The sequence below is a fragment of the Brevibacillus formosus genome (assembly GCF_003013405.1).
GTDB lineage: Bacteria > Bacillota > Bacilli > Brevibacillales > Brevibacillaceae > Brevibacillus > Brevibacillus formosus.
Genome location: NZ_PXZL01000001.1, coordinates 473,774 through 493,195, shown reverse-complemented (window position 1 = coordinate 493,195; position 19,422 = coordinate 473,774). Strand labels below are relative to the sequence as shown.

At 46.5% G+C, this 19,422-nt stretch carries 22 protein-coding genes and 1 riboswitch; of the genes, 11 read left to right on the top strand and 11 right to left on the bottom strand.

The genetic code is table 11. The annotated features are described in order from the left end of the window. Nucleotide 1 precedes the first annotated feature (1 nt). The gene (coaD, locus tag C7R91_RS02315) at nt 2-481 is read right to left on the bottom strand and encodes a pantetheine-phosphate adenylyltransferase (protein WP_047068031.1); all 480 of its coding nucleotides are present in this window, start codon (nt 479-481) and stop codon (nt 2-4) included. Nucleotides 482-528: 47 nt separating this feature from the next. Beyond that, nucleotides 529-1,095, bottom strand: coding sequence for a 16S rRNA (guanine(966)-N(2))-methyltransferase RsmD (gene rsmD, locus C7R91_RS02310; RefSeq protein ID WP_047068033.1), 567 nt, complete (start codon nt 1,093-1,095; stop codon nt 529-531). A 443-nt stretch (nt 1,096-1,538) separates the two neighbouring features. Between rsmD and C7R91_RS29230 the strand changes: the two genes are divergently transcribed. Continuing rightward, nucleotides 1,539-1,682, top strand: a complete 144-nt coding sequence (locus C7R91_RS29230; protein WP_016743266.1) for a hypothetical protein — start codon at nt 1,539-1,541, stop codon at nt 1,680-1,682. A 122-nt stretch (nt 1,683-1,804) separates the two neighbouring features. Beyond that, on the top strand, nt 1,805-2,764 hold the full coding sequence (gene ku / locus C7R91_RS02300; RefSeq protein ID WP_047068035.1) for a non-homologous end joining protein Ku: 960 nt from the start codon (nt 1,805-1,807) through the stop codon (nt 2,762-2,764). 60 nt (nt 2,765-2,824) lie between these two features. Here the strand turns inward: ku and C7R91_RS02295 are convergent, their stop codons facing one another. Beyond that, a complete protein-coding gene (locus tag C7R91_RS02295; protein ID WP_047068037.1) occupies nt 2,825-3,706 on the bottom strand; it encodes a cation diffusion facilitator family transporter in 882 nt (293 codons plus the stop codon). Nucleotides 3,707-3,953: 247 nt separating this feature from the next. After that, a riboswitch (TPP riboswitch) is annotated at nt 3,954-4,066 on the top strand. Between the two features lie 149 nt (nt 4,067-4,215). Here C7R91_RS02295 and thiC point away from each other — a divergent pair. Both thiC and C7R91_RS29225 read left to right on the top strand, forming a co-directional pair. Then, nucleotides 4,216-5,970 (top strand): phosphomethylpyrimidine synthase ThiC, encoded by a 1,755-nt coding sequence (thiC, locus tag C7R91_RS02290; protein ID WP_047068038.1) that lies wholly within the window; start codon nt 4,216-4,218, stop codon nt 5,968-5,970. Between the two features lie 15 nt (nt 5,971-5,985). Beyond that, nucleotides 5,986-6,156, top strand: a complete 171-nt coding sequence (locus C7R91_RS29225) for a hypothetical protein (RefSeq protein ID WP_162837740.1) — start codon at nt 5,986-5,988, stop codon at nt 6,154-6,156. A gap of 48 nt (nt 6,157-6,204) precedes the next feature. Here C7R91_RS29225 and C7R91_RS02285 read toward each other — a convergent pair whose 3' ends face one another. Further along, on the bottom strand, nt 6,205-6,534 hold the full coding sequence (locus C7R91_RS02285) for a DUF1904 family protein (RefSeq protein ID WP_047068041.1): 330 nt from the start codon (nt 6,532-6,534) through the stop codon (nt 6,205-6,207). A gap of 396 nt (nt 6,535-6,930) precedes the next feature. Here C7R91_RS02285 and C7R91_RS02280 point away from each other — a divergent pair, with 396 nt between their 5' ends. Then, nucleotides 6,931-7,872, top strand: a complete 942-nt coding sequence (locus tag C7R91_RS02280; protein WP_047068044.1) for an ATP-dependent DNA ligase — start codon at nt 6,931-6,933, stop codon at nt 7,870-7,872. A gap of 21 nt (nt 7,873-7,893) precedes the next feature. Here the strand turns inward: C7R91_RS02280 and C7R91_RS02275 are convergent, their stop codons facing one another. Genes C7R91_RS02275 through C7R91_RS02260 form a run of 4 tightly spaced genes read right to left on the bottom strand, consistent with a single transcriptional unit; the run spans nt 7,894 to nt 12,237 of the window. Beyond that, nucleotides 7,894-9,252 carry a GerAB/ArcD/ProY family transporter gene (locus C7R91_RS02275; RefSeq protein ID WP_047068046.1) on the bottom strand — a complete coding sequence of 453 codons (1,359 nt, stop codon included), beginning with the start codon at nt 9,250-9,252 and terminating at the stop codon, nt 7,894-7,896. Between the two features lie 12 nt (nt 9,253-9,264). After that, a complete protein-coding gene (locus tag C7R91_RS02270) occupies nt 9,265-9,501 on the bottom strand; it encodes a hypothetical protein (protein ID WP_047068048.1) in 237 nt (78 codons plus the stop codon). Then, on the bottom strand, nt 9,494-10,660 hold the full coding sequence (locus C7R91_RS02265; protein ID WP_047068050.1) for a Ger(x)C family spore germination protein: 1,167 nt from the start codon (nt 10,658-10,660) through the stop codon (nt 9,494-9,496). The genes C7R91_RS02270 and C7R91_RS02265 overlap by 8 nt, the downstream gene beginning before the upstream one ends. After that, the gene (locus tag C7R91_RS02260) at nt 10,657-12,237 is read right to left on the bottom strand and encodes a spore germination protein (protein WP_371863601.1); all 1,581 of its coding nucleotides are present in this window, start codon (nt 12,235-12,237) and stop codon (nt 10,657-10,659) included. The genes C7R91_RS02265 and C7R91_RS02260 overlap by 4 nt, the downstream gene beginning before the upstream one ends. Before the next feature lie 168 nt (nt 12,238-12,405). Between C7R91_RS02260 and ligD the strand changes: the two genes are divergently transcribed. From ligD to C7R91_RS02245, 3 genes are all read left to right on the top strand, one after another. Continuing rightward, on the top strand, nt 12,406-13,308 hold the full coding sequence (ligD, locus tag C7R91_RS02255) for a non-homologous end-joining DNA ligase (RefSeq protein ID WP_047068053.1): 903 nt from the start codon (nt 12,406-12,408) through the stop codon (nt 13,306-13,308). Nucleotides 13,309-13,381: 73 nt separating this feature from the next. Continuing rightward, nucleotides 13,382-14,179, top strand: coding sequence for a prolipoprotein diacylglyceryl transferase (gene lgt / locus C7R91_RS02250; protein WP_047068054.1), 798 nt, complete (start codon nt 13,382-13,384; stop codon nt 14,177-14,179). Between the two features lie 124 nt (nt 14,180-14,303). Next, the gene (locus C7R91_RS02245; protein ID WP_047068056.1) at nt 14,304-14,543 is read left to right on the top strand and encodes a hypothetical protein; all 240 of its coding nucleotides are present in this window, start codon (nt 14,304-14,306) and stop codon (nt 14,541-14,543) included. A gap of 68 nt (nt 14,544-14,611) precedes the next feature. On the opposite strand, the gene C7R91_RS02240 is transcribed toward C7R91_RS02245, so the two are convergent. The 3 genes from C7R91_RS02240 to C7R91_RS02230 form a co-directional block, all read right to left on the bottom strand. Next, entirely contained in the window at nt 14,612-15,631 is a 1,020-nt protein-coding gene (locus C7R91_RS02240; RefSeq protein ID WP_047068058.1) for an inorganic phosphate transporter, read from the bottom strand. Continuing rightward, a complete protein-coding gene (locus C7R91_RS02235; RefSeq protein ID WP_007728239.1) occupies nt 15,624-16,241 on the bottom strand; it encodes a DUF47 domain-containing protein in 618 nt (205 codons plus the stop codon). Before C7R91_RS02235 ends, C7R91_RS02240 begins: the two co-directional genes overlap by 8 nt. A gap of 159 nt (nt 16,242-16,400) precedes the next feature. After that, the gene (locus C7R91_RS02230; RefSeq protein ID WP_236697796.1) at nt 16,401-17,051 is read right to left on the bottom strand and encodes a GGDEF domain-containing protein; all 651 of its coding nucleotides are present in this window, start codon (nt 17,049-17,051) and stop codon (nt 16,401-16,403) included. 320 nt (nt 17,052-17,371) lie between these two features. Between C7R91_RS02230 and C7R91_RS02225 the strand changes: the two genes are divergently transcribed. The 3 genes from C7R91_RS02225 (at nt 17,372) to C7R91_RS02215 (ending at nt 19,409) form a co-directional block, all read left to right on the top strand. Beyond that, a complete protein-coding gene (locus tag C7R91_RS02225; RefSeq protein WP_047068066.1) occupies nt 17,372-18,436 on the top strand; it encodes a type III polyketide synthase in 1,065 nt (354 codons plus the stop codon). Nucleotides 18,437-18,438: 2 nt separating this feature from the next. Next, complete coding sequence (locus tag C7R91_RS02220; protein ID WP_047068068.1) at nt 18,439-18,966, top strand: isoprenylcysteine carboxyl methyltransferase family protein; 528 nt, start codon at nt 18,439-18,441, stop codon at nt 18,964-18,966. Nucleotides 18,967-19,088: 122 nt separating this feature from the next. Continuing rightward, entirely contained in the window at nt 19,089-19,409 is a 321-nt protein-coding gene (locus tag C7R91_RS02215; RefSeq protein WP_047068070.1) for a hypothetical protein, read from the top strand. Nucleotides 19,410-19,422 lie beyond the last annotated feature (13 nt).

The following is a 19,422-nucleotide window of genomic DNA, read 5'->3' as shown; positions in this document are numbered from 1 at the left end:
TCTACTCGGCCATTTTTCGCTTCAGTGCCTCTTCTACGACCGGCGGCACCAAATCAGCGACACTCGCCTTGTATTTTGCAACTTCCTTTACAATACTTGAGCTCAAGTACGAATATTGATTGTTCGTCATCATGAAAAACGTTTCGATATTTTCGTCGAGCTTTTTATTAATCGAGGCGACTTGCATCTCATATTCAAAATCAGAAACAGCACGAAGGCCACGAATGATCACCTGTGCGCCCTTTTTGTTCATGTAATCAATCAACAGGCCGTCAAAAGAGTCCACTTCTACATTTTTCATGTCAGCCGTTGCCTGACGAAGCAATTCGACGCGCTCTTCTACGCTGAATAATGAGTTTTTCTTCGAATTGATCAAGACGGCAACAATAACCTTATCAAAAACGTTGGCACCCCGCGAAATAATGTCGAGATGCCCATAAGTAACAGGGTCGAAGCTTCCTGAACATACAGCGATTGCCATAGCGGGTTATCCTCCCTTAGTGCTCTTTATGCACCTTGATTTGAAAGTTAGTCTTGTGGTTCCAAATCGTAATAATACACGGTAACGGCTGTATCCCCATACTTCGCCGCTCGATCCTTCACACAATGACCAATCACATCCGGAAAAGAGTCTGAGATATCATGCTCAGCCACGATCCACGCTCCGTCCGCCAACATTCCCAGCTCCTGCAACATCTTGATTTCTTCGACAATTTTTTGCTGGGCGTATGGCGGGTCTAAAAAGACGAGGTCAAATTTTTGATTGCGGGTACTCAGTGTGCGAATGGCGCGCTCTGCATCCATTCGATATAGCTCAGCATGATCGTCCAGCCTGCAAGTGCTGACGTTTTCTTTTACCACGGCAAATGCTTTATGATCGCGCTCCACGAAAACAGCTCGATCCGCTCCCCTACTCAATGCCTCGATCCCGAGACCGCCTGTTCCTGCGTATAGGTCCAATGCCCACCCGCCATCGAAATACGGGCCAATCATATTAAAAATCGATTCTTTGACTTTATCGGTGGTCGGTCTGGTTCCTTTGCCCGGAACTGCTGCCAACCGTCTTCCTCTGTGTTCTCCAGCGATGACTCGCATACTCATTTCACCTGTCTGCTTTCCTATATGTATGTTTTAAGACGCGATTTTCTAAGACTGAGAATGATATCATACTATCACAACTGCATACACCCGTAAAATTAGCAACTGGAAAAATTTATGCGCAAGACAGGTATACAACTCCATTCGATTGGAAAAGATGATGAATAGCGACGCAACGGTGTCGCTGACAACCGCGGAGAAGACTTACGTTTCCCCATAAGCTCTTCCTCCGGTTTCTCCTCTCCCATAATTGAAAGGCTGTTCACTTTGGCGCACGACGTGTCTGATAGGAGCATTTCGTGCCATCGCTCCCTTCATCGGGAGGAGTTGAACGGCTGCCCCTCGTCATTGGCGATGGGGTATTTTTTTGTGTCCAGCGCATACTACATGTACCTGCAACACCCTCTTCATGTAGCTTGCCTGAAAGGAGTGAGTCATTCATGGCAGAAAAGCGACCGTCTGCACAAAAGCTGAAGGCGTCCAAAGCCCAGTCCATTGCCGACCGGACAGGCAAAGACGTCGAGCTGGCGCGTGACATGCAATCTCGTGCAGATCAATCGGACATCGTCAAACATGGACAGTAGCTGCATACGTAGCCAGCCGCATCGAATCGGCTGGCTTTTTACTTTTCCACCTTCAATTCCCTCGGCACTTCTTTTAAGCGGATACAGATACTATACAAAATAACTGTAAAGGAGGTATCCGTATGCATACGGTGTGGAAGGGCTCAATCAGCTTCGGCCTCGTCAATATACCTGTTCGCATGTTTACTGCAACGGAAGAGCGCGATATTCGCTTTCGCCAACTGCATAAAGAGTGTAATACCCCGATCAAGTACGCAAAAATGTGCCCGCACTGCGAACGCGAAGTCGATACAAGCGAAATCGTCCGTGGCTTCGAATACGAAAAAGGACATTTTGTCATGATTGACGATGATGATTTGGAAGCGATTACGCCAGAAACACGCAGAGCCATTGAAATCATCGACTTCGTAGACTTGTCGGAGATCGATCCCGTTTATTTTCATAAAAGCTATTTCCTCTCTCCACAGGACACTGGCGAAAAAGCTTACGCCTTGCTGCGATCCGCCATGGAACAGACAGGAAAGATCGGCGTTGCGCAGGTGACGATGCGCAATCGGCAAAGCCTGGCAGTTATCCGACTGTATGAGCATTGCATCATGCTGGAGACGATCTTCTACCCAGATGAGGTACGTCCCGTCAGTCAAGTGCCTGCCTTGCCAGAAGCCACTGTTCCGTTGGCCGAAAATGAACTGAAGATGGCAACTGAGCTCATCAGCAATATGACGCTCCCATTTGATCCGGCAAAATATACGGATGAGTATCGATCCGACCTGCAAAAATTGATTGAGAAAAAATTGGAGGGTCAGGAGATCGCCACTGCACCTACCGTGGCAAGAACCAATGTTATTGATCTCATGCAGGCTCTAAAAGAAAGCTTGGAGTCTACAGCTGGTCAAGCCCCTGTTCCCATCAAAATCGAGCCAGAACCAACTCCGTCAAAGCCTGCGCGAAAACGCACCACTGCTGCCTCCTTGTCTGAAAAAGAGCAAGCATCGAAAAAGGAGACCGCGGCCAGTCCGAAAAAAACTACGACTACTTCTACAACCAAAACATTACGCAAAAAGAAGGCTACTTCTGGTTAGGCTACACCAAAAAAACCTGCCCACAAAATGGACAGGTTTTTTGTTTTCACATGATGGAATCTAACTAGGCGCCATCTTCCTGCATGGTTCAATATGGATATGCACGGCGTTAATCCGGTGAATCTTGCGCATCTGTTCTTCAATTTTCTCGGTAATGGTGTGGCTCTCCACCACATTCAAACCTGGATCTACATGGATCACAACATCAACCAGAACGCTACTTCCATGGTAGCGGGCTTTGATGTCACTGATATCCTTTACTCCTGAAATCGAGGAAATCGTTGCCCGCAGGTCCGCAAGCTCGCTCTCGTCAAAGCCATCTGTCAAACGGTGGGTTGCTTCCCTGAAAATGTCCCAAGCCGTCTTCAAAATGATGAGACCAACGACAAAAGCAGCTAATGGATCGAGCCAATGCAATTGAAATTGTGCGCCAGCTACCCCGATAAACGTCCCGATACTGACAAATGCGTCTGAACGGTTATCAGCGGCCGCTGCATCAAGTGCTTGGCTGTTTGTTTTGATGGCGAGCTTTTTATTGTAGCGATAGACGAAAAGCATAATGACAGCTGTTGCCAGTGCTGTCCACCCTGCCAACAGGTCAGGAGCCGAATGTTGTGGATCAAACAAGGATGGTACGGCATTCGTAACGACCTGAACTCCGACAAATAGCATAATAAATGATGCGACAAGTGCTGAAATCGTCTCCGCCCGGAAGTGACCATACGGGTGATCTTTATCAGGTGGTTTCCTTGCAATACGCAGCCCGATCAAAACAGCAATCGATGCGACCACATCTGTTGAGTTATTAAGACCGTCGGCCATTAAAGCTTCCGACGCAGTGACATACGCAACTCCTATTTTTAATACAGAGCAGAAAATGTAGGCGAAAATACTCACCCATGCTCCACGTTCTCCTTGTTTTAGATCCGAATAAACATCCATACCTCATCACCTCAAAATACTTCTCCATCCTGCTCCGACAACGCTGAAAATCAAAGCGCTGGAAGCAGTTGCTTTTTTTCGAACTTCATCGTAACAGATAGGAATCATGTGGGTCTACAGAAACAGTTTTAGTCCGATTCACGAGAATAGGGGGGAGGAAAATGTGTTGCACACCTGCAATTTTCCCACAGGAAAGTTTTCCTTGAAATTAAATGGACTTCCCGTTATCCTATTCTTGCAATCCAAAATAAAAAAGCACGGGAGCTTGGGATTCACCAGGCTGAGAGGATGGTACTGTGCCATCGACCGTTGAACCTGAACTGGGTAATGCCAGCGGAGGAATGTCATATACGACACGAAAAGATGCGTGTATCTTTAGGATACCCGTTTCTTCTCTACTCTCGCGTTGGCGTCGCATATTGTTTATGCGGCGCTTTTTCGCGGGCAGTTTCTTTCGCCTCCCTAAACGGTTCTCGCTTTCGTGCAACCAAAACAAGGAGGTTTTTCTTATGTCATTGGTGTCATCTTTTCCAGGCAGTCGCAAAGTATACGAAACAGGTAGTCGTGCGGACATCCGTGTCCCGATGCGCGAAATTTCCCTTCAACCAACCGAAGGATTGTCTGGCTCCATCCCCAATCCTCCTCTTCGCGTGTACGACACGAGTGGCGAGTATACCGCAACAGGCTACGTCCCTGATATTCAAGCAGGACTGCCTTCCATCCGCCACAAATGGATCGATGAGCGAAATGATGTGGAAACGTATGTCGGTCGCGAACCACAACTAGTCGACGACGGCATCCGAAACGAAGAAAAGGCTGCCACTCTCCCTACTTTCCCTCGAGAAGGCTACAAACCAAAGCGGGCAAAGCCAGGCAAAAATGTTACCCAGCTTCATTATGCCCGAAAAAATATCATCACACCGGAAATGGAATACGTTGCCATTCGCGAGGGTGTCTCCCCTGAATTTGTACGGGCAGAAATCGCCGCTGGACGTGCGATTCTCCCTTCTAACATCAATCATCCTGAAAGCGAGCCGATGATCATTGGCCGCAACTTTCATGTCAAAATCAATGCCAACATCGGAACGTCAGCCGTCAGCTCTTCGATGGAAGAAGAGGTCGAAAAAATGATTTGGTCTGTCCGTTGGGGGGCTGACACCATTATGGACCTCTCGACGGGAAAACATATACACACCACGCGGGAGTGGATTATCCGCAACAGTCCTGTTCCGGTCGGTACTGTCCCGATTTATCAAGCACTTGAAAAAGTAAATGGGAAAGCCGAGGATTTGACATGGGAGGTTTATCGAGACACCTTGATTGAGCAAGCGGAACAAGGCGTCGATTACTTCACAATTCATGCTGGCGTTCTATTGCGCTACATTCCTATGACAGCTAACCGTGTTACCGGTATCGTCTCTCGCGGCGGATCAATTTTGGCGGCATGGTGCCTGGCCCATCATGAGGAAAACTTTTTATATACGCATTTCGCTGAAATTTGCGAAATTCTGAAGGCCTATGACATTTGTGTATCCCTTGGAGATGGACTACGTCCTGGCTCTATAGCGGATGCGAATGACGAGGCACAGTTCGCGGAGCTTGAAACATTGGGAGAACTCACAAAAATTGCGTGGGAACACGACGTACAAGTCATGATTGAAGGTCCTGGTCACGTCCCTATGCACCTCATTCGCGAAAATATGGATAAACAGTTATCCATTTGCCATGAGGCTCCTTTTTACACACTTGGGCCGCTCACGACAGACATTGCCCCCGGCTATGATCACATAACTTCAGCGATTGGCGCTGCCATGATTGGATGGTTCGGAACAGCGATGCTCTGCTACGTAACGCCTAAGGAGCATCTCGGCCTCCCCAATAAAGAGGATGTCCGCAACGGTTTAATCGCATACAAAATCGCAGCGCATGCTGCTGATCTCGCAAAAGGACATCCGCGGGCAAAACAGCGAGACGATGCCTTATCCAAAGCTCGTTTTGATTTTCGCTGGAACGACCAATTCAATTTGTCTTTGGACCCAGAGCGCGCCCGCGAATATCACGATGAAACGTTGCCAGCAGAAGCCGCCAAATCCGCCCATTTTTGTTCCATGTGCGGGCCTAAATTTTGCAGCATGAAAATATCGCACGACATTCGTCACATCGCCAACGAACAAGGGTCTGCCCAAGATCCCGCCATCCTTGCTGGGATGCAGGAAAAATCACGTGAGTTCCGAGAACAAGGAAGCCGTTTGTACCAGTCGTAATGAAGGGGGATGCCTATGGAGGAAGCCAGTCGTTTACGTGAAAAGATCATTCGACTAGAGGCTGAGCTAGAGCAATCTAAACAACAATTGCGACTCATTCAACAGGACTGCAACCACGTCTACATCGAAACTCCACTTACGCGAACATGCTCCAAGTGCCTGCAATCCGAAAGCCTCTATTATTAATAGAAAAAGGTCGAAATCCTGTTGGAGGATCTCGACCTTTTTTCTTGGTTATTTCGCCATTCCGATTTGCAACGGCAGTCCTTCTTTATAATAGAGAGAGGGCGATAGCAGAATGAAGAAAATATGGATTTGCAGAAAGCCTTGCTTCTTCAAAATGTCGTGTATGGCACTAGCAATCGCATCATGTTGCTTTTGTTCACGCGGAAACATCATAATCTCTACAGACAAAGGACTGTTTGTTAGTTGCTCTACCTGAAGCAGCTCCAATTTCACCTTTTCCTGAGCTACCTCAGCAATTTTGGAAAACTCTTCTATAAGAATCTGAGAAATGGGCTCTATGTCTTGCTTCGCAAAGCCTTTAAACCGAAGAAACGGCAAGTCAATTCCTTCTTTCGTAAATGAATTCGCACAGTCATTATAAACAAGTCTCTAATTGTATATCAATGAAAAAAGGATTAAAGAAAGTGAACAACAAACATTCCCAACTGGAGCAAGAGACGCAAAGAGGGCCATATCAGAGAGCAGCTCCCTTCCCATGAGGTGTGGTGGACGTACCACGGAAGGAGGAAGCAGCTCAACCAGATACAGCCCAACCCGCTAACCCAGTTACTTTATACAGGTAGTATAGCTCGAATTCAATACTTAATCAATAAAAAAGTTTCGTAAAATTCACACAGGAATTCATCTTCCAGCACCACTCGTATAGATCATGCCCATCCGTGAAACTGTATTAGAAAACTGGGCAAGTCCCAACTAAACATAGAGGTGGCAGCTATGGAACTAACTCCGCTATTTCCTTTTGAGCCTACCAGCACGGAAGCCATACCAGAAGGACCACAATGGATAGGCCAAGTGAAATGGGATGGCGTTCGCATTCTTACCTATTACGATGGATACGAGGTCAAACTGTTCAACCGAAAATTAAATGAACGGACTTTCCACTACCCAGAGGTAACCGATATTCACTCGTACTGCCGTGCCGATTCTGTGATTTTGGATGGAGAAATAATCGCTCTCGGTTCGGACGGAAAGCCTTCCTTTTACGAGGTCATGAAGAGAGACGGGCTGCGACGTTTAGAAAAAGTCCCCCAGACACAAAAGCTCGTCCCTGTCACATACATGGTCTTTGATGTCCTGTACTGGAACCATGAATGGGTAACCTCCTACCCACTGTCAGAGCGACAACAAATACTACGAAAAATCATCACGCCTACTCCTCATGTGCAGCTAGTTGAAAACTTTCCAGATGGAGACGCTCTTTATCGTGTCATCGAAGCGCAAGGCATGGAAGGAATCATTATGAAGGATTCGTCAAGCAGCTACTTGATCAACGGAAAGGATCAGCGCTGGAGAAAGAAAAAGTACTACCGGGATCTCATCGCTGTTGTAGGCGGTATCACGCTTCGGAATCATATTGTCAATTCGTTGCTTCTGGGTCTGTTCGATCAAAAAGGTTCTTTTTGGTACATCGGTCATGCCGGTACCGGAAAATTGACGCACACGGACTGGCGCGATTTTACGGAGAGAATCCAGCCCCTCGTCCAACAGAAGATGGCTTTTGTTAACAAGCCACCACGCGCAGCCAATACGTTATGGATACAGCCGAAAATTACCGTCAAAATCAAATTTGCAGAGTGGAAGGAAGGGCATTCCTTGCGACAGCCAAGCATACAAGGCTTTGTGGATGTCCCTCCACACCAGTGTGTTTTAGAGTAAGGCCCCCTTTGACTTTCGCCCTCATTGTCGAAACGATCCAGCCTGTTTTGCTCTTCCCAGTTTTTGCTTGCCATGATTAAGAGCCTGCATTTCCCCGTAGCTCGTCAACAGCGCTATCAGTAAGAGGGTAATGTAGGCAACAGCTGTCGCACCCCCACTTAACGCTGATTTATCCTTAAAAAAGTCCCCAATCAATATCACGATCACACAACCACTTAAACAGACTGTCGTGGTCCACACCATCGACCGGTAAAATCGATAAAGCTTCGTTCCTTCGGGAATGAGGCTTTGCTCTCTTCCTTTATTCTTTCGACTTACATGAACAAGCAAAAAGAGCGCTAGCGGCAATTGGAAGCCAAGCACGATCATCGGCAAGCTATAACTAATAAATTGATCGATATGTGCTATATTGGGAAACGCGAATATGGACGACACAACGATAAACCATCCACACGGTGCATTGAGTGTATTGTAATGCCGCTGTCCCCCAAATGATCCCACCCCCACTAAAAATGCCAAGTAAGCGACAATGACTTTAATTGTGAAAGCGGGGAACCAAATACTAAAGAGGATCATTTCGACCCTGTCCAAAAAATCTGTAATGTGGATTTGCTGAACGAGAATATAGATGGGGAAATTCAGCCGACCGGCGATAATGTAGCCCATCACCCCGAGCAAGACGACCAGTATAATCGTCGTTCCAAAGCCAACAATAATGACCCCGTGCTTCATCGCAGCATAAAATAGCCGCGGCTCTACAATGGCATGTAAGAATGCCCCAATGAGAAAAATATCACCATATACACCTACTGGTAAAAAGTTGCTGACCACGATCCGATCCAATCGACTGGTCAAGATTGGTTCCAATCGCTCTATGTTGTATTCATTCATCAGCAGGAAATATAACGAAATGCACATGATGAAATAAAGAGGAAAATAAAACTCGTTTACCCGCGCCGCCACCTCAAGACTCGTTTTACCATAGTACATCATCAGTAAGACGAAGACGAGTAAGACGACCTCCAATGGTGTGTTTGGCAATAACGAGATATGTAAAAAATCAGCAGCCCCTTTAATATCGATCGCCAGGATGATCCAAATGTAAAACAAAATGAGTAGATTGACAGCTCCACCAATCCATTTCCCGCCAATAATAAACAAGATTTCAAAGATATTCTTCCCAGGATAAGCCTCCACCAGCTTACTCAAAACGTAGGCGATAAAAAGCGCATAAATGATGGGGATAATTTGAGAGAACCAAGCATCCATCCTTGCTACCTGAACGACAGATCGCAAGAAACTGATCATCATTCCTGTCATCAAGACACTGCCGACGAGCCAGGCAATTTGTCGATGATTGACAACTTGCTTGTGAATCATACTTGGGCCTCCTTATACGAACTGATCCACCCACCGCTTCACATGGGGAGAGAAAATGTTCATGATGTTACTCGTAGGCAGGATTTGATAATACTGGAATTGCAAAGCGATCAGACAAATAATGGTTAGGGTGTAGAAAATAAAGATGACTCGCTGCTGTCTTCCATCCATGCCTTTTCGCTTCAGGATGAATTCTCCGAGGGAAAGTAACAGCATGAAGACAAAAAAGACCAGAAATATTCTATTCATAATCCTCTTCACCTTTGGTTATATTCTTCGTTGTCTGTCCGACATTGATCAGGTTCACTTTGGAATGGATTTCATATGTGATTTTCGGAAGCTCCTCATTCCACCTGCTTCGATATCGGTCTCGCCACTCTCGCGGATTATTTCTTGACAAGGCGATTCCTAACCCAATGAAGTCTGATTGTTTCTTTTGGATCGTTTGCATCATATGGTTCACACCGTTATTGATCTGCTCGACGAGCTTCGCTTGCAGCATTCTAATATTTTTCTCTTCCTCAAGATCGAGGTGTGACTGATTCTCCACCACAACGGCAGAAGCGTATAGGTCAATTTTGAAATGGATGCGGCCTTTCCTAACTACGGGCTTGATATTCGCCCTTCCTTTCGAAAGAGTTATCGTAAGCCGTTCGTGCTTGGTAAGGGACACCACAACAGAAAACGGTGTAAAATCGCGTTGGAACAATCGCAAGCCGAGCAGTTCTTTGGGCTTCGCAATGGTTACGAGCTTGTCTTGTCGAAATAACCCTACCCCCGTCGCCTCTATTTCTTTTGACTTTCCTTTTGGATAGGAATCCACGGCTGATAGAACGGGTAAGATGGCATCAACCCCAGGTGTACCGAGCATCTGGGCCACATCCTTCAACGTTACATTAATGCCCCCCATCTTGACCAACTCCCGCATCGCTTCTCCTGAAAAACGTTCAAATTGGGGCTGTGCGGTTAGTAATTCGATTGCTTTGCCTTTTGTCATGACAATGTAAGCTGTCAGTCTATTTTCTGGAAAACGTGCCACAATATCGAGCACATCCGACATACCGTCCTTCGCCAGTTCTTCGCCTATGACGATCATTCGGTGATGGGAGTAGTAAATTTCACGAGACATTCTTGCCTGGATCAATCCATTCGCTTCCCGAATTGTCCTGCCGACTGCGGAATCAACGTAATAACTCTTATCACCACTCGTCCCCCCACCACCTCCGGACTGGGCGCCTAGGCTGCTGACCAGGGGGACCTGAATGGATAACCGATACCTGCCGTCTGGTTCCTTATCCATCGCCATTGCAATGACGATAGCTATATCATTTACTTCACGGCGATCCCAACAACCAGATACTAGGAACATACAGAGCGACACCACCAAAATGCGGGTCACAGCCTTCACGATTGTCCCTCCTCGTTTGGTTGACGGTTGCCTGTCATCCCTGATTGCCCTCCTCTTTGCTGAATAGAATTGGCATAACCATCGTTCATACGCCTCGCATTTTGTACACCCAAAAAGCTCGGGCGTTTTTCCATCATTGACCACGGTGCCCTCATCAGTACGTCTTTGAGATCGCCGATCGAAATCGGTCCTAACGGCGATAAATAAGGGACACCAAAAGAGCGCAGGTTAGCCATATGCCCGAGGATTAGCAATAACAATACCAGCATTCCGTAGATGCCGAGAATGGAAGCCGCAATCATGATCGGAAAACGCAGCATTCGCAAGGAAATTGATGCATTAAAATGCGGGATGGTAAACGAGGCAATCCCTGTGAGCGATACGACGATAACCATGGGGGCAGAAACAATCCCTGCCTGCACGGCTGCCTGACCAACGACCAGCGCACCTAAAATACTAACGGCTTGCCCGACCGTTTTCGGGAGACGAATCCCCGCTTCTCGCAAGGCTTCAAAAGAAATTTCCATGATGAAAGCCTCCACGATAGCCGGAAAAGGAATAGACTCGCGCGCAGCCGCAATACTTAAAAGGAGCGTGGTTGGTAGCATCTGTTGGTGATGTGTCGTAATGGCCACATATAAAGCAGGGGTAATGAGCGAAATGATGAGAAATACATAACGCAGCAGGCGAACAAGCGTAGCCATTTGAAATCGCTCGTAGTAATCCTCACTGGCCTGCATCATCATCCAAAACGTAACAGGCGCGATTAAAACCATCGGTGTTCCATCCACAAATATCGCGACACGTCCTTCCAGCAATGCCCCAGCAACCGTGTCCGGGCGCTCGGAATACATAAGCTGAGGGAAAGGCGAGTATGTGTTATCCTGGATCATTTCTTCGATATATCCGCTTTCCAGCACAGCATCTAAATTAATCTTGCTGATTCGACCAGTGACCTCCTGTACGATCTCTGGATCAGCAATCCCATCCAGAAAGGCAACCACCAGATTGGTGTTCGTCTCACGTCCAACTACCAAGGACTTCATTTTCAAACGAGGTGTTCGCAATTTGCGCCGCAGCATCGACGTGTTCGTGCGAATATTTTCGATAAAACCCTCACGCGGTCCCCGGACGACCGCTTCTCCTTCCGGTTCGTTAACTGAGCGTTTTTCTGCTCCCCGAATGCCGAGCGTCAGCGCTTCTGTATTTCCCTCTACCAGAATGCCTGTATCACCTGAAAGCACAGCCTGTAGCAGCTTTTTATAATCGTCTACTCTTCCCATCTGGGAAACAGGTAAAAGTGACTCTTCTATCACTTTTATATCGTCATCGCCGTCTTCAAGCACCATCAACGATTTCAGTGCTGAATTAACCTCTTTTGTATCAATTAGCCCATCGACGAAGACAGCAATCGCTCGGACACTGTTTTTTTGGCGGAATTCTCGTATGACAAAATCGGAGCAATCAGCGAACATTTTTTTCAACAAATCAATGTTCTCTTCCAATTGAGGCGAAATCGGTATACCCTCCAGCTCAATCAAGCTGCAGGCATTCATTGTCTCAATCAGTTCCTTCATTTTATCTTTCTTCTTGAATTTCATTTCATCACCAACCACTGGAAATCTACCCGTATTATGGTTGAATGACAGGAAATATATGCGCAGAGGTATTTCCATTACATAGAGGAGCATGAATGGGAGATAGTAGGAACACCTATACCGTTTCAAAAGAAGGTGAAAACGTCATTGCGTCCTGCAACAAAAGAGTACGAGCTGACGATCGACAATCACACATTGTCCATCACAAACCCTGACAAGCCCCTGTGGCCAGAGGCCGAGGTAACCAAGCTAGATTACTTGCGCTATTTGTTGATTGTCGCAGCCCCACTGCTCCGCTATAGCAAGGATCGACTCTTAACCGTCATTCGCTATCCGCACGGAATCGGTGACAAGCACTTCTATCAAAAAAACGCTCCTGACTATGCACCCGACTGGATACAAACACATACGTGGGAAAATGTCCGTTACGTACTGTGCAATGATCGAGCAACACTCGTGTGGATGGCGAATCAAGCGGCATTGGAGTGGCACGTCTCCTTTCACCTCGCTAAGGATGAGACTCCGACAGAGCTTGTGTTTGACCTCGACCCTTCCACAGATGATTTTGCCGTTGTGATAGAGTCAGCCCTCTTATTGAAACAGCTGCTCGATGAATTACAGCTGGCTTCATGGGTCAAGACATCTGGTTCCAGCGGATTGCAAGTATATGTTCCAATCGAACTCCGCTATACGTTTGAACAGACGCGCCAAGTCGGGCATTTCATCGCATCCTATTTAGTCAGCAAGCATCCCTCACTTTTAACTATCGAGCGCTTAGTGAAGAATCGCGGGGATAAGCTGTACATTGACTATTTGCAACACTGGCGGGGAAAAACATTGCCAGCCCCTTATTCAACCCGTGCAAAAGAGCAGGCAACCGTATCAACGCCACTCCTGTGGGAAGAGGTTCCCCATTGTCATCCCACAGACTTCACCATTTATACGGTTCCCAAACGTCTGGAAACATTCGGAGATTTATTCTCATCCGTCTCTGCTCCCACAAAACGGGCCTCCCTTGATTCCATCCTCGGCTTTTTGCGGTCCCAGTAAGCCATTAGTTGGAATCAAGCAGCCTATTTGTGCTATACTTGGCACAGATGTTTTGAGGCAAGGAGGCACATTCATGATTGATCCGATCGCAATTGCAATCGGCCCCTTAAAGATTCACTGGTATGGCATTATTATGGGGCTGGCGTTTTTCTTGGGTACTTATCTCGCTCGCTACAATTCCAAACGTTCTGGCATTGATCCTGATCACGTCTTGAACATGGTGGTTCTGATCATTCCAGCAGCCATCGTTTGTGCAAGATTGTATTATGTTACGTTTGAATGGCAGCAGTACAAAGACAACCCACTGGACATCTTCGCAGTTTGGCAAGGCGGCTTGGCTATTCACGGTGGATTAATCGGTGGAGTTCTGGCAGGAGCCTGGTATATTCGAAAACACAAACTGCCGTTCCTTCGTTTGGCTGACATTTTTATGCCCAGCGTTATTCTTGGGCAGGCTATCGGACGCTGGGGTAACTTTATCAACCAGGAAGCACATGGTGATGCTGTTTCTGCCGAATTCATGGAGAAGTTCCCCGCATTCATCCGCGAGCAAATGTTTATCGGCGGACAATATTACCATCCTACATTCTTGTATGAATCGATATGGAACCTTATCGTTTTCGGCATTCTCATGCTCATGCTGTACCGATTCAAAAAATTCGATGGACAGGTCTTGTTCAGCTACATGATCCTGTATTCGATTGGACGCTTCTTCATTGAGGGCATGCGTACAGACAGTTTGTTGATTGCCGATACCCTGCGTGTCGCTCAATTAGTCAGTCTGTGCTTGATTGCTGCCGGTGTCATATTGATGCTCGTGTTTGCACGCAAAAGCAAGCAGGCAGGACATTCCCAAAACTCGATCGAATAACGTCAACATGCCATATTCAATGCCACTCAGGTCAGTCCGACTGGGTGGTTTTTTCTTTGCCTTGTCTGAATTGTCGCAATGCAGGCAATAACTAGGAGAAAGAATGAAAAAGGAGGGGAATAAGATGGATGATGGAATTTTGGAAGAGTATCTCGATCGCTACGTACGTATTCATTTTGCTCCTGATATGATCGGCCAAGGATTATCCGCATACGCAGAAGGCAAATTGTATGATTACAGTCCCAACGGTATTTTAATTGAAGAACGGGATGGCTCGCTGGACTATATCCCATTCTCTGCCGTACGCCTCGTGCAAATTAAACCCAAGCCCGGCATATGGGAGCGTTTAACGGGATCAAGCTAATGAAAAAGACACCTTCCCGCGCACTCTACACGGAAAGGTGTCTGTTGTCTGTTGGATAAGATGTAGCTCTACAGGAATACGTCAAACACGACGTAGCATGCAGCAGCCAAAAGTCCGGTAATCGGAAGGGTAATGACCCAAGTGACCAAAATCCGACCAGCCAAACCCCATTTTACTGCGTTCAGCTTTTGCGATGCCCCAACCCCCAAGATGGCGGATGTGATCACATGCGTTGTGCTCACTGGCAGTTTCAAAGCTGTAAAGATTGTGATAATCAAGGCAGAAGACAGGTCTGCTGAGAAACCGGAAATTGGCTTGATTTTCATAATCTTACCACCCAAGGTCTTGATGATCCGCCATCCACCAAAGGCTGTACCTAAAGCCATTGCAAGAGCAGCTGAAAGTTTTACCCACAGTGGAATAGTGAATTCTCCCGGTTGTTGTATCAAGAATCCTCCGGAAATCAGAGCAAGGGTGATTACGCCCATTGTTTTTTGCGCATCGTTGGCTCCATGGCTGAAAGCCTGCCAAGCTGCTGACAATACTTGCATCGAACGGAAACCTTTATTGGTTTTGTGATACGCTGAGTTACGAACAAACCAAGACACAAGCTTGATCACCACAAAACCAACAGCAAAGGCAACAAGCGGTGATACGATCAACGCTTGGATAATGCTAATGAAGCCTGACCAGTTAATGGCACCACTTCCTGCGGCACCAAAAGCTGCACCTGCAACGCCGCCGATAATCGCGTGCGAGGACGAGCTAGGAATTCCGAACCACCAGGTGATTAGGTTCCACAAAATCGCAGATGTCAACGCGGCCAAAACGACGATCAATCCATTTTCCAGCTTGAATGGATCGGTAATGCTTCCCCCGATTGTCTTCGCTACTCCCGTATACGAGAGTGCACCAATCAAGTTACACAGGGATGCAATAATAATCGCGGTTTTCGGACTTAATGCGCGCGTAGAAACAGAAGTCGCAATCGCGTTCGCCGTATCGTGAAAACCATTGATAAAGTCAAATGCTAACGCCATGATGACGACGAGTACGAGAATAATCACCTCTGGCGAAAGATCAAGCATTCTTTAACACGATCCCTTCTACCAGGTTGGAGACGTCTTCAGCGAAGTCAGCACAGTCTTCGAGCTTATCGTAAATCTCTTTGAGTTTGATCGCTTCCATTGGGTTGGTATCAGGAGAATTCAACAAATCAGATACCATTTTGCGGTAGTTGGAGTCAGATTCATGCTCCAAATCTTTGATTTCCCCAGCGATTTGTGTAACGACTTTATGATCCAGCTTGCGTAGTGTGCGAATCAGCTCAATCAGCTTAGCCGAGCATTTCACCAAAATATTGGCTTGTGCCAATACACGTGGATCTGGTTGAGTCACTTGGTACAAATACATACGATCAGCGACACCGTCAATATAGTCGATCATCGAGTCCATCGTATGAGCGAGTTGGTGAATGTCTTCACGCTCAAGCGGAGTGATAAAAGTAGAGTTCAACTCGTTCATGATGCGACGAACGATTTCGTCTCCTTCTTTTTCGACAGCTTTGATTGCCTTAACCTTTGTTTCTAGATCCTGATAATTTCCTATCATTTCATAGAAAAGATGAGTTCCTTTGTGTACCGTGGCAATCTGCTGTTCGAACAGATCAAAGAAGATATACTTGTTTGATTTCAACATACGGGACTTCTTCACTCCTTTGAATAAATGACACCTACCAGATTATATCGAATGTTATTGTTTCCGTAAATTTAAAATCAAGGTCAAATGTGTATATTTTTCTTTAAAGAATTATTAAGTTTTTGTAAATGCCCTTTACAATCAAAAAAAACACCCGTGTCAAGAGAGATGACGAGTGTTAGTCTTGCCAATATTTATCATTTCATTCGAAGCGACCATCATGCAATCTTTCCTTTTTTTCGCTTCATACATAAGCGTATCTGCTTTTTTCGCTAACTCTTCCGCTGTTTCAGCATGCTGTGGATACGAGGCTACTCCGATACTGACCGTGACACCTGAAAGAGCGTGTCGGACTTGATTTTGAATTCGTTCCCCGATTGCCAGTCCTCTTCTTGTGTCTGTTTGCGTTAGCAAAACGACGAATTCTTCCCCACCCCATCTTCCAATCGTGTCTTGTTTCCGTACACTCGCTTGCAAGAGTCTTGCAAATTGGCAAAGAAGTCGGTCGCCTTCCAAATGGCCAAATGAATCATTAAATATTTTGAAATTATCCAAATCAATAAACAATAGAGTAACAGATTGATGATTGCTTTTTGCCAATTCTACTTCTTCGACCAACTTGTCCAGAAATCTGCGATTGACGAGAACGCCTGTAAGTGAATCGTGATAAGCCATCTGCCGCAGCCGATCTACATATTTCCCTATTTGATAGGCAGCTAGCGTCTGAATGACAGCAACAAGCAAAAGAAAGATCATCACACTGTCATCCGTCGGCAATCCGTATCCGATCAGCCAAACCGAGATGATCATACAGGACACACCCAAGCTAATCCAGCGTGAGCCCAAAATACACTACCCCCGATCTATCCGTTGTAACTCTTCTTATTCGTACATTAGACCTATTTTCAGAAATATTCACTAGGTCTTTTTTCGTATAACCAGGAATATTTTACCTATGTTTTTTTGTAAGTTCAAGCAAATCACGAAACTGTCACTTATTCATTCAAGCGAATCTTGGAAAAGTCCTGACAACCAGCCTGTGGCCTTTCGCACATGGTGCAACATGAATTGGAACCAATTGGTAGGGATAAGCTAAAGGCTAATAAAAATAGACGGGAGTGAATGAATGTATGCCCCGTATAGAAGCAGTGGCTACAGCAGTACCTTCCCACGAGATTACACAAGAGGATTCCATGAAGCTGGCACGCCTATTTTTTCAAGATGCTTTTCCCGACATAGATCGTTTGTTACACGTGTTTGCACACAGTCACATTCAGAAGCGACATTTTAGTATGCCAATGGATTGGTTTTTGGAGGATCGGCCGTTTGCAGAGAAAAATCAATTGTATATCGAACATGCGGAAGCCTTGGCAGAGGAAGCAGCCCGAAAGTGTTTGACGAAAGCTGGAGTCGAGCCGTCATCCATCGATTGTCTGATATTTGTATCAAGCACTGGCATTGCGACCCCAAGCATCGATTCCCGCTTGCTCCATCGTTTAGGACTCCGTTCGCAAGCAACCCGTGTCCCTTTGTGGGGCCTTGGCTGTGCCGGTGGAGCAATGGGCTTATCACGTGCATGTGAGTACACTCAGGCTTATCCCTCCCGGCGAGTTTTGCTTGTGAGCGTAGAACTGTGCGGCTTGACCTTCATCCGGCAAGATTTGTCCAAAAGCAATTTGGTCGCAACATGCCTCTTTGGAGATGGAGCTGCAGCCGTATTAATAGAAGGAGATCAAGTCATGTCCTCTTCGGACACGCCTAAGGTTCAATTTTGTGATGCGCGAACGACAACATGGCCGGACACCGCAGATGTCATGGGATGGGAATTGACCGATCCGGGGTTAAAAGTCATTTTCTCTCGGGACATCCCTACTCTCATTCGTTCTTCGATGCGAGAAAACGTTGAGAGCTTTTTGTCACCGCATGGGATGTCTATTGACCATCTACGTCATTTCATTTTCCATCCAGGCGGAGCCAAGGTATTAACGGCTTACCAACGGTCTTTGGGCATTGGCACAGAAGCCACACGTTTTTCTGAAGATGTCCTCACCAATTTTGGAAACATGTCTTCCCCTACGGTTTTGTTCGTCTTGGAAAAAAGCATGGAGAAGGCGTGGGAGCCAGGAGATCGCGGATTGGTCGCCGCGCTTGGACCTGGATTTAGCTCCGAGCTCTTACTTCTGGAGGCGAGATAGTCATGTTGCTCTTCTTTGGATTTGTCTTGGCTGGAGTCGTGTTGCAGCGACTGGTCGAGCTTCTCGTTGCTGTGAGGAATGCCCGCTATATCCGCTCAAAAGGAGGCTACGAGGTTGGGGCGAGTCATTACAAATACATCGTCCTTCTTCATTTTCTCTTTTTTCTCTCGCTTTTTTTCGAAGTGGTGGGAAAAGGCAACTCCATGGTTCTGCCCTCTTGGTGGGCGTTTCCGTTCAGCCTGTTTTTGATCGCGCAAGGACTTCGTTACTGGTGTATTCGCAGCTTGGGCAAACGATGGAATACCCGCATCTTCATACTCCCGGGCGAGGCTCCAATCAAGCGAGGTCCTTATCGGTTCATTCGTCACCCCAACTACTTGGTCGTATCGCTTGAGCTGCTCCTACTCCCTCTAACATTTGCCGCTGTGGCAACAGCCCTGGCGTTTTCTCTCTTAAATGCCTGGCTACTCCTGCGCATACGGATTCCCCTGGAAGAAGCAAGCGTCTACGATAGTCATCGTGAGTCATAAAAACGAAAAGTCTTTGGCACATGCACATGCCAAAGACTTTTTTATCAGACAAAAGGTTTATCACTTGTCATTCAGCGGGTAAAGAAAAGAAGCTGTTAACTCTTTCCCGTGAGGTGGATCAAGTGAATCGTACAACTATAGTAGAGCCTCAGGAGACCAAGCGGATCATCATCCGAGACTTTTTCGCTTTGATTGAAAAGGTACCAAACAAGGATGACCAAGCTAGTATTCAAACATTTCTTCGCTATTTGCAAAGCCTGCTAAGAATTAAGCAAGTCGTTCCTCCAGTTGTGGAAATCATGACGGTCATCAAACAAAACAAACCACTTCTCTACCACGCGGCACGCAGAATTACTCTTCCTTCAAGCAATCTGCACATGCTATTTCAGCTAGAAATGGATATTATGCTTGCCCATGAAAGGCTCCGTCAGTACGACAAATGATTGGGTAGGCTAT

Coding starts and splice junctions, on each gene's coding strand:
- coaD (WP_047068031.1), bottom strand. CDS start 481: ATGGCAATCGCTGTATGTTCAGGAAGCTTCGACCCTGTTACTTATGGG.
- rsmD (WP_047068033.1), bottom strand. CDS start 1,095: ATGCGAGTCATCGCTGGAGAACACAGAGGAAGACGGTTGGCAGCAGTT.
- C7R91_RS29230 (WP_016743266.1), top strand. CDS start 1,539: ATGGCAGAAAAGCGACCGTCTGCACAAAAGCTGAAGGCGTCCAAAGCC.
- ku (WP_047068035.1), top strand. CDS start 1,805: ATGCATACGGTGTGGAAGGGCTCAATCAGCTTCGGCCTCGTCAATATA.
- C7R91_RS02295 (WP_047068037.1), bottom strand. CDS start 3,706: ATGGATGTTTATTCGGATCTAAAACAAGGAGAACGTGGAGCATGGGTG.
- thiC (WP_047068038.1), top strand. CDS start 4,216: ATGTCATTGGTGTCATCTTTTCCAGGCAGTCGCAAAGTATACGAAACA.
- C7R91_RS29225 (WP_162837740.1), top strand. CDS start 5,986: ATGGAGGAAGCCAGTCGTTTACGTGAAAAGATCATTCGACTAGAGGCT.
- C7R91_RS02280 (WP_047068044.1), top strand. CDS start 6,931: ATGGAACTAACTCCGCTATTTCCTTTTGAGCCTACCAGCACGGAAGCC.
- C7R91_RS02275 (WP_047068046.1), bottom strand. CDS start 9,252: ATGATTCACAAGCAAGTTGTCAATCATCGACAAATTGCCTGGCTCGTC.
- C7R91_RS02270 (WP_047068048.1), bottom strand. CDS start 9,501: ATGAATAGAATATTTCTGGTCTTTTTTGTCTTCATGCTGTTACTTTCC.
- C7R91_RS02260 (WP_371863601.1), bottom strand. CDS start 12,237: ATGAAGGAACTGATTGAGACAATGAATGCCTGCAGCTTGATTGAGCTG.
- lgt (WP_047068054.1), top strand. CDS start 13,382: ATGATTGATCCGATCGCAATTGCAATCGGCCCCTTAAAGATTCACTGG.
- C7R91_RS02245 (WP_047068056.1), top strand. CDS start 14,304: ATGGATGATGGAATTTTGGAAGAGTATCTCGATCGCTACGTACGTATT.
- C7R91_RS02240 (WP_047068058.1), bottom strand. CDS start 15,631: ATGCTTGATCTTTCGCCAGAGGTGATTATTCTCGTACTCGTCGTCATC.
- C7R91_RS02235 (WP_007728239.1), bottom strand. CDS start 16,241: ATGTTGAAATCAAACAAGTATATCTTCTTTGATCTGTTCGAACAGCAG.
- C7R91_RS02230 (WP_236697796.1), bottom strand. CDS start 17,051: ATGATCATCTCGGTTTGGCTGATCGGATACGGATTGCCGACGGATGAC.
- C7R91_RS02225 (WP_047068066.1), top strand. CDS start 17,372: ATGCCCCGTATAGAAGCAGTGGCTACAGCAGTACCTTCCCACGAGATT.
- C7R91_RS02220 (WP_047068068.1), top strand. CDS start 18,439: ATGTTGCTCTTCTTTGGATTTGTCTTGGCTGGAGTCGTGTTGCAGCGA.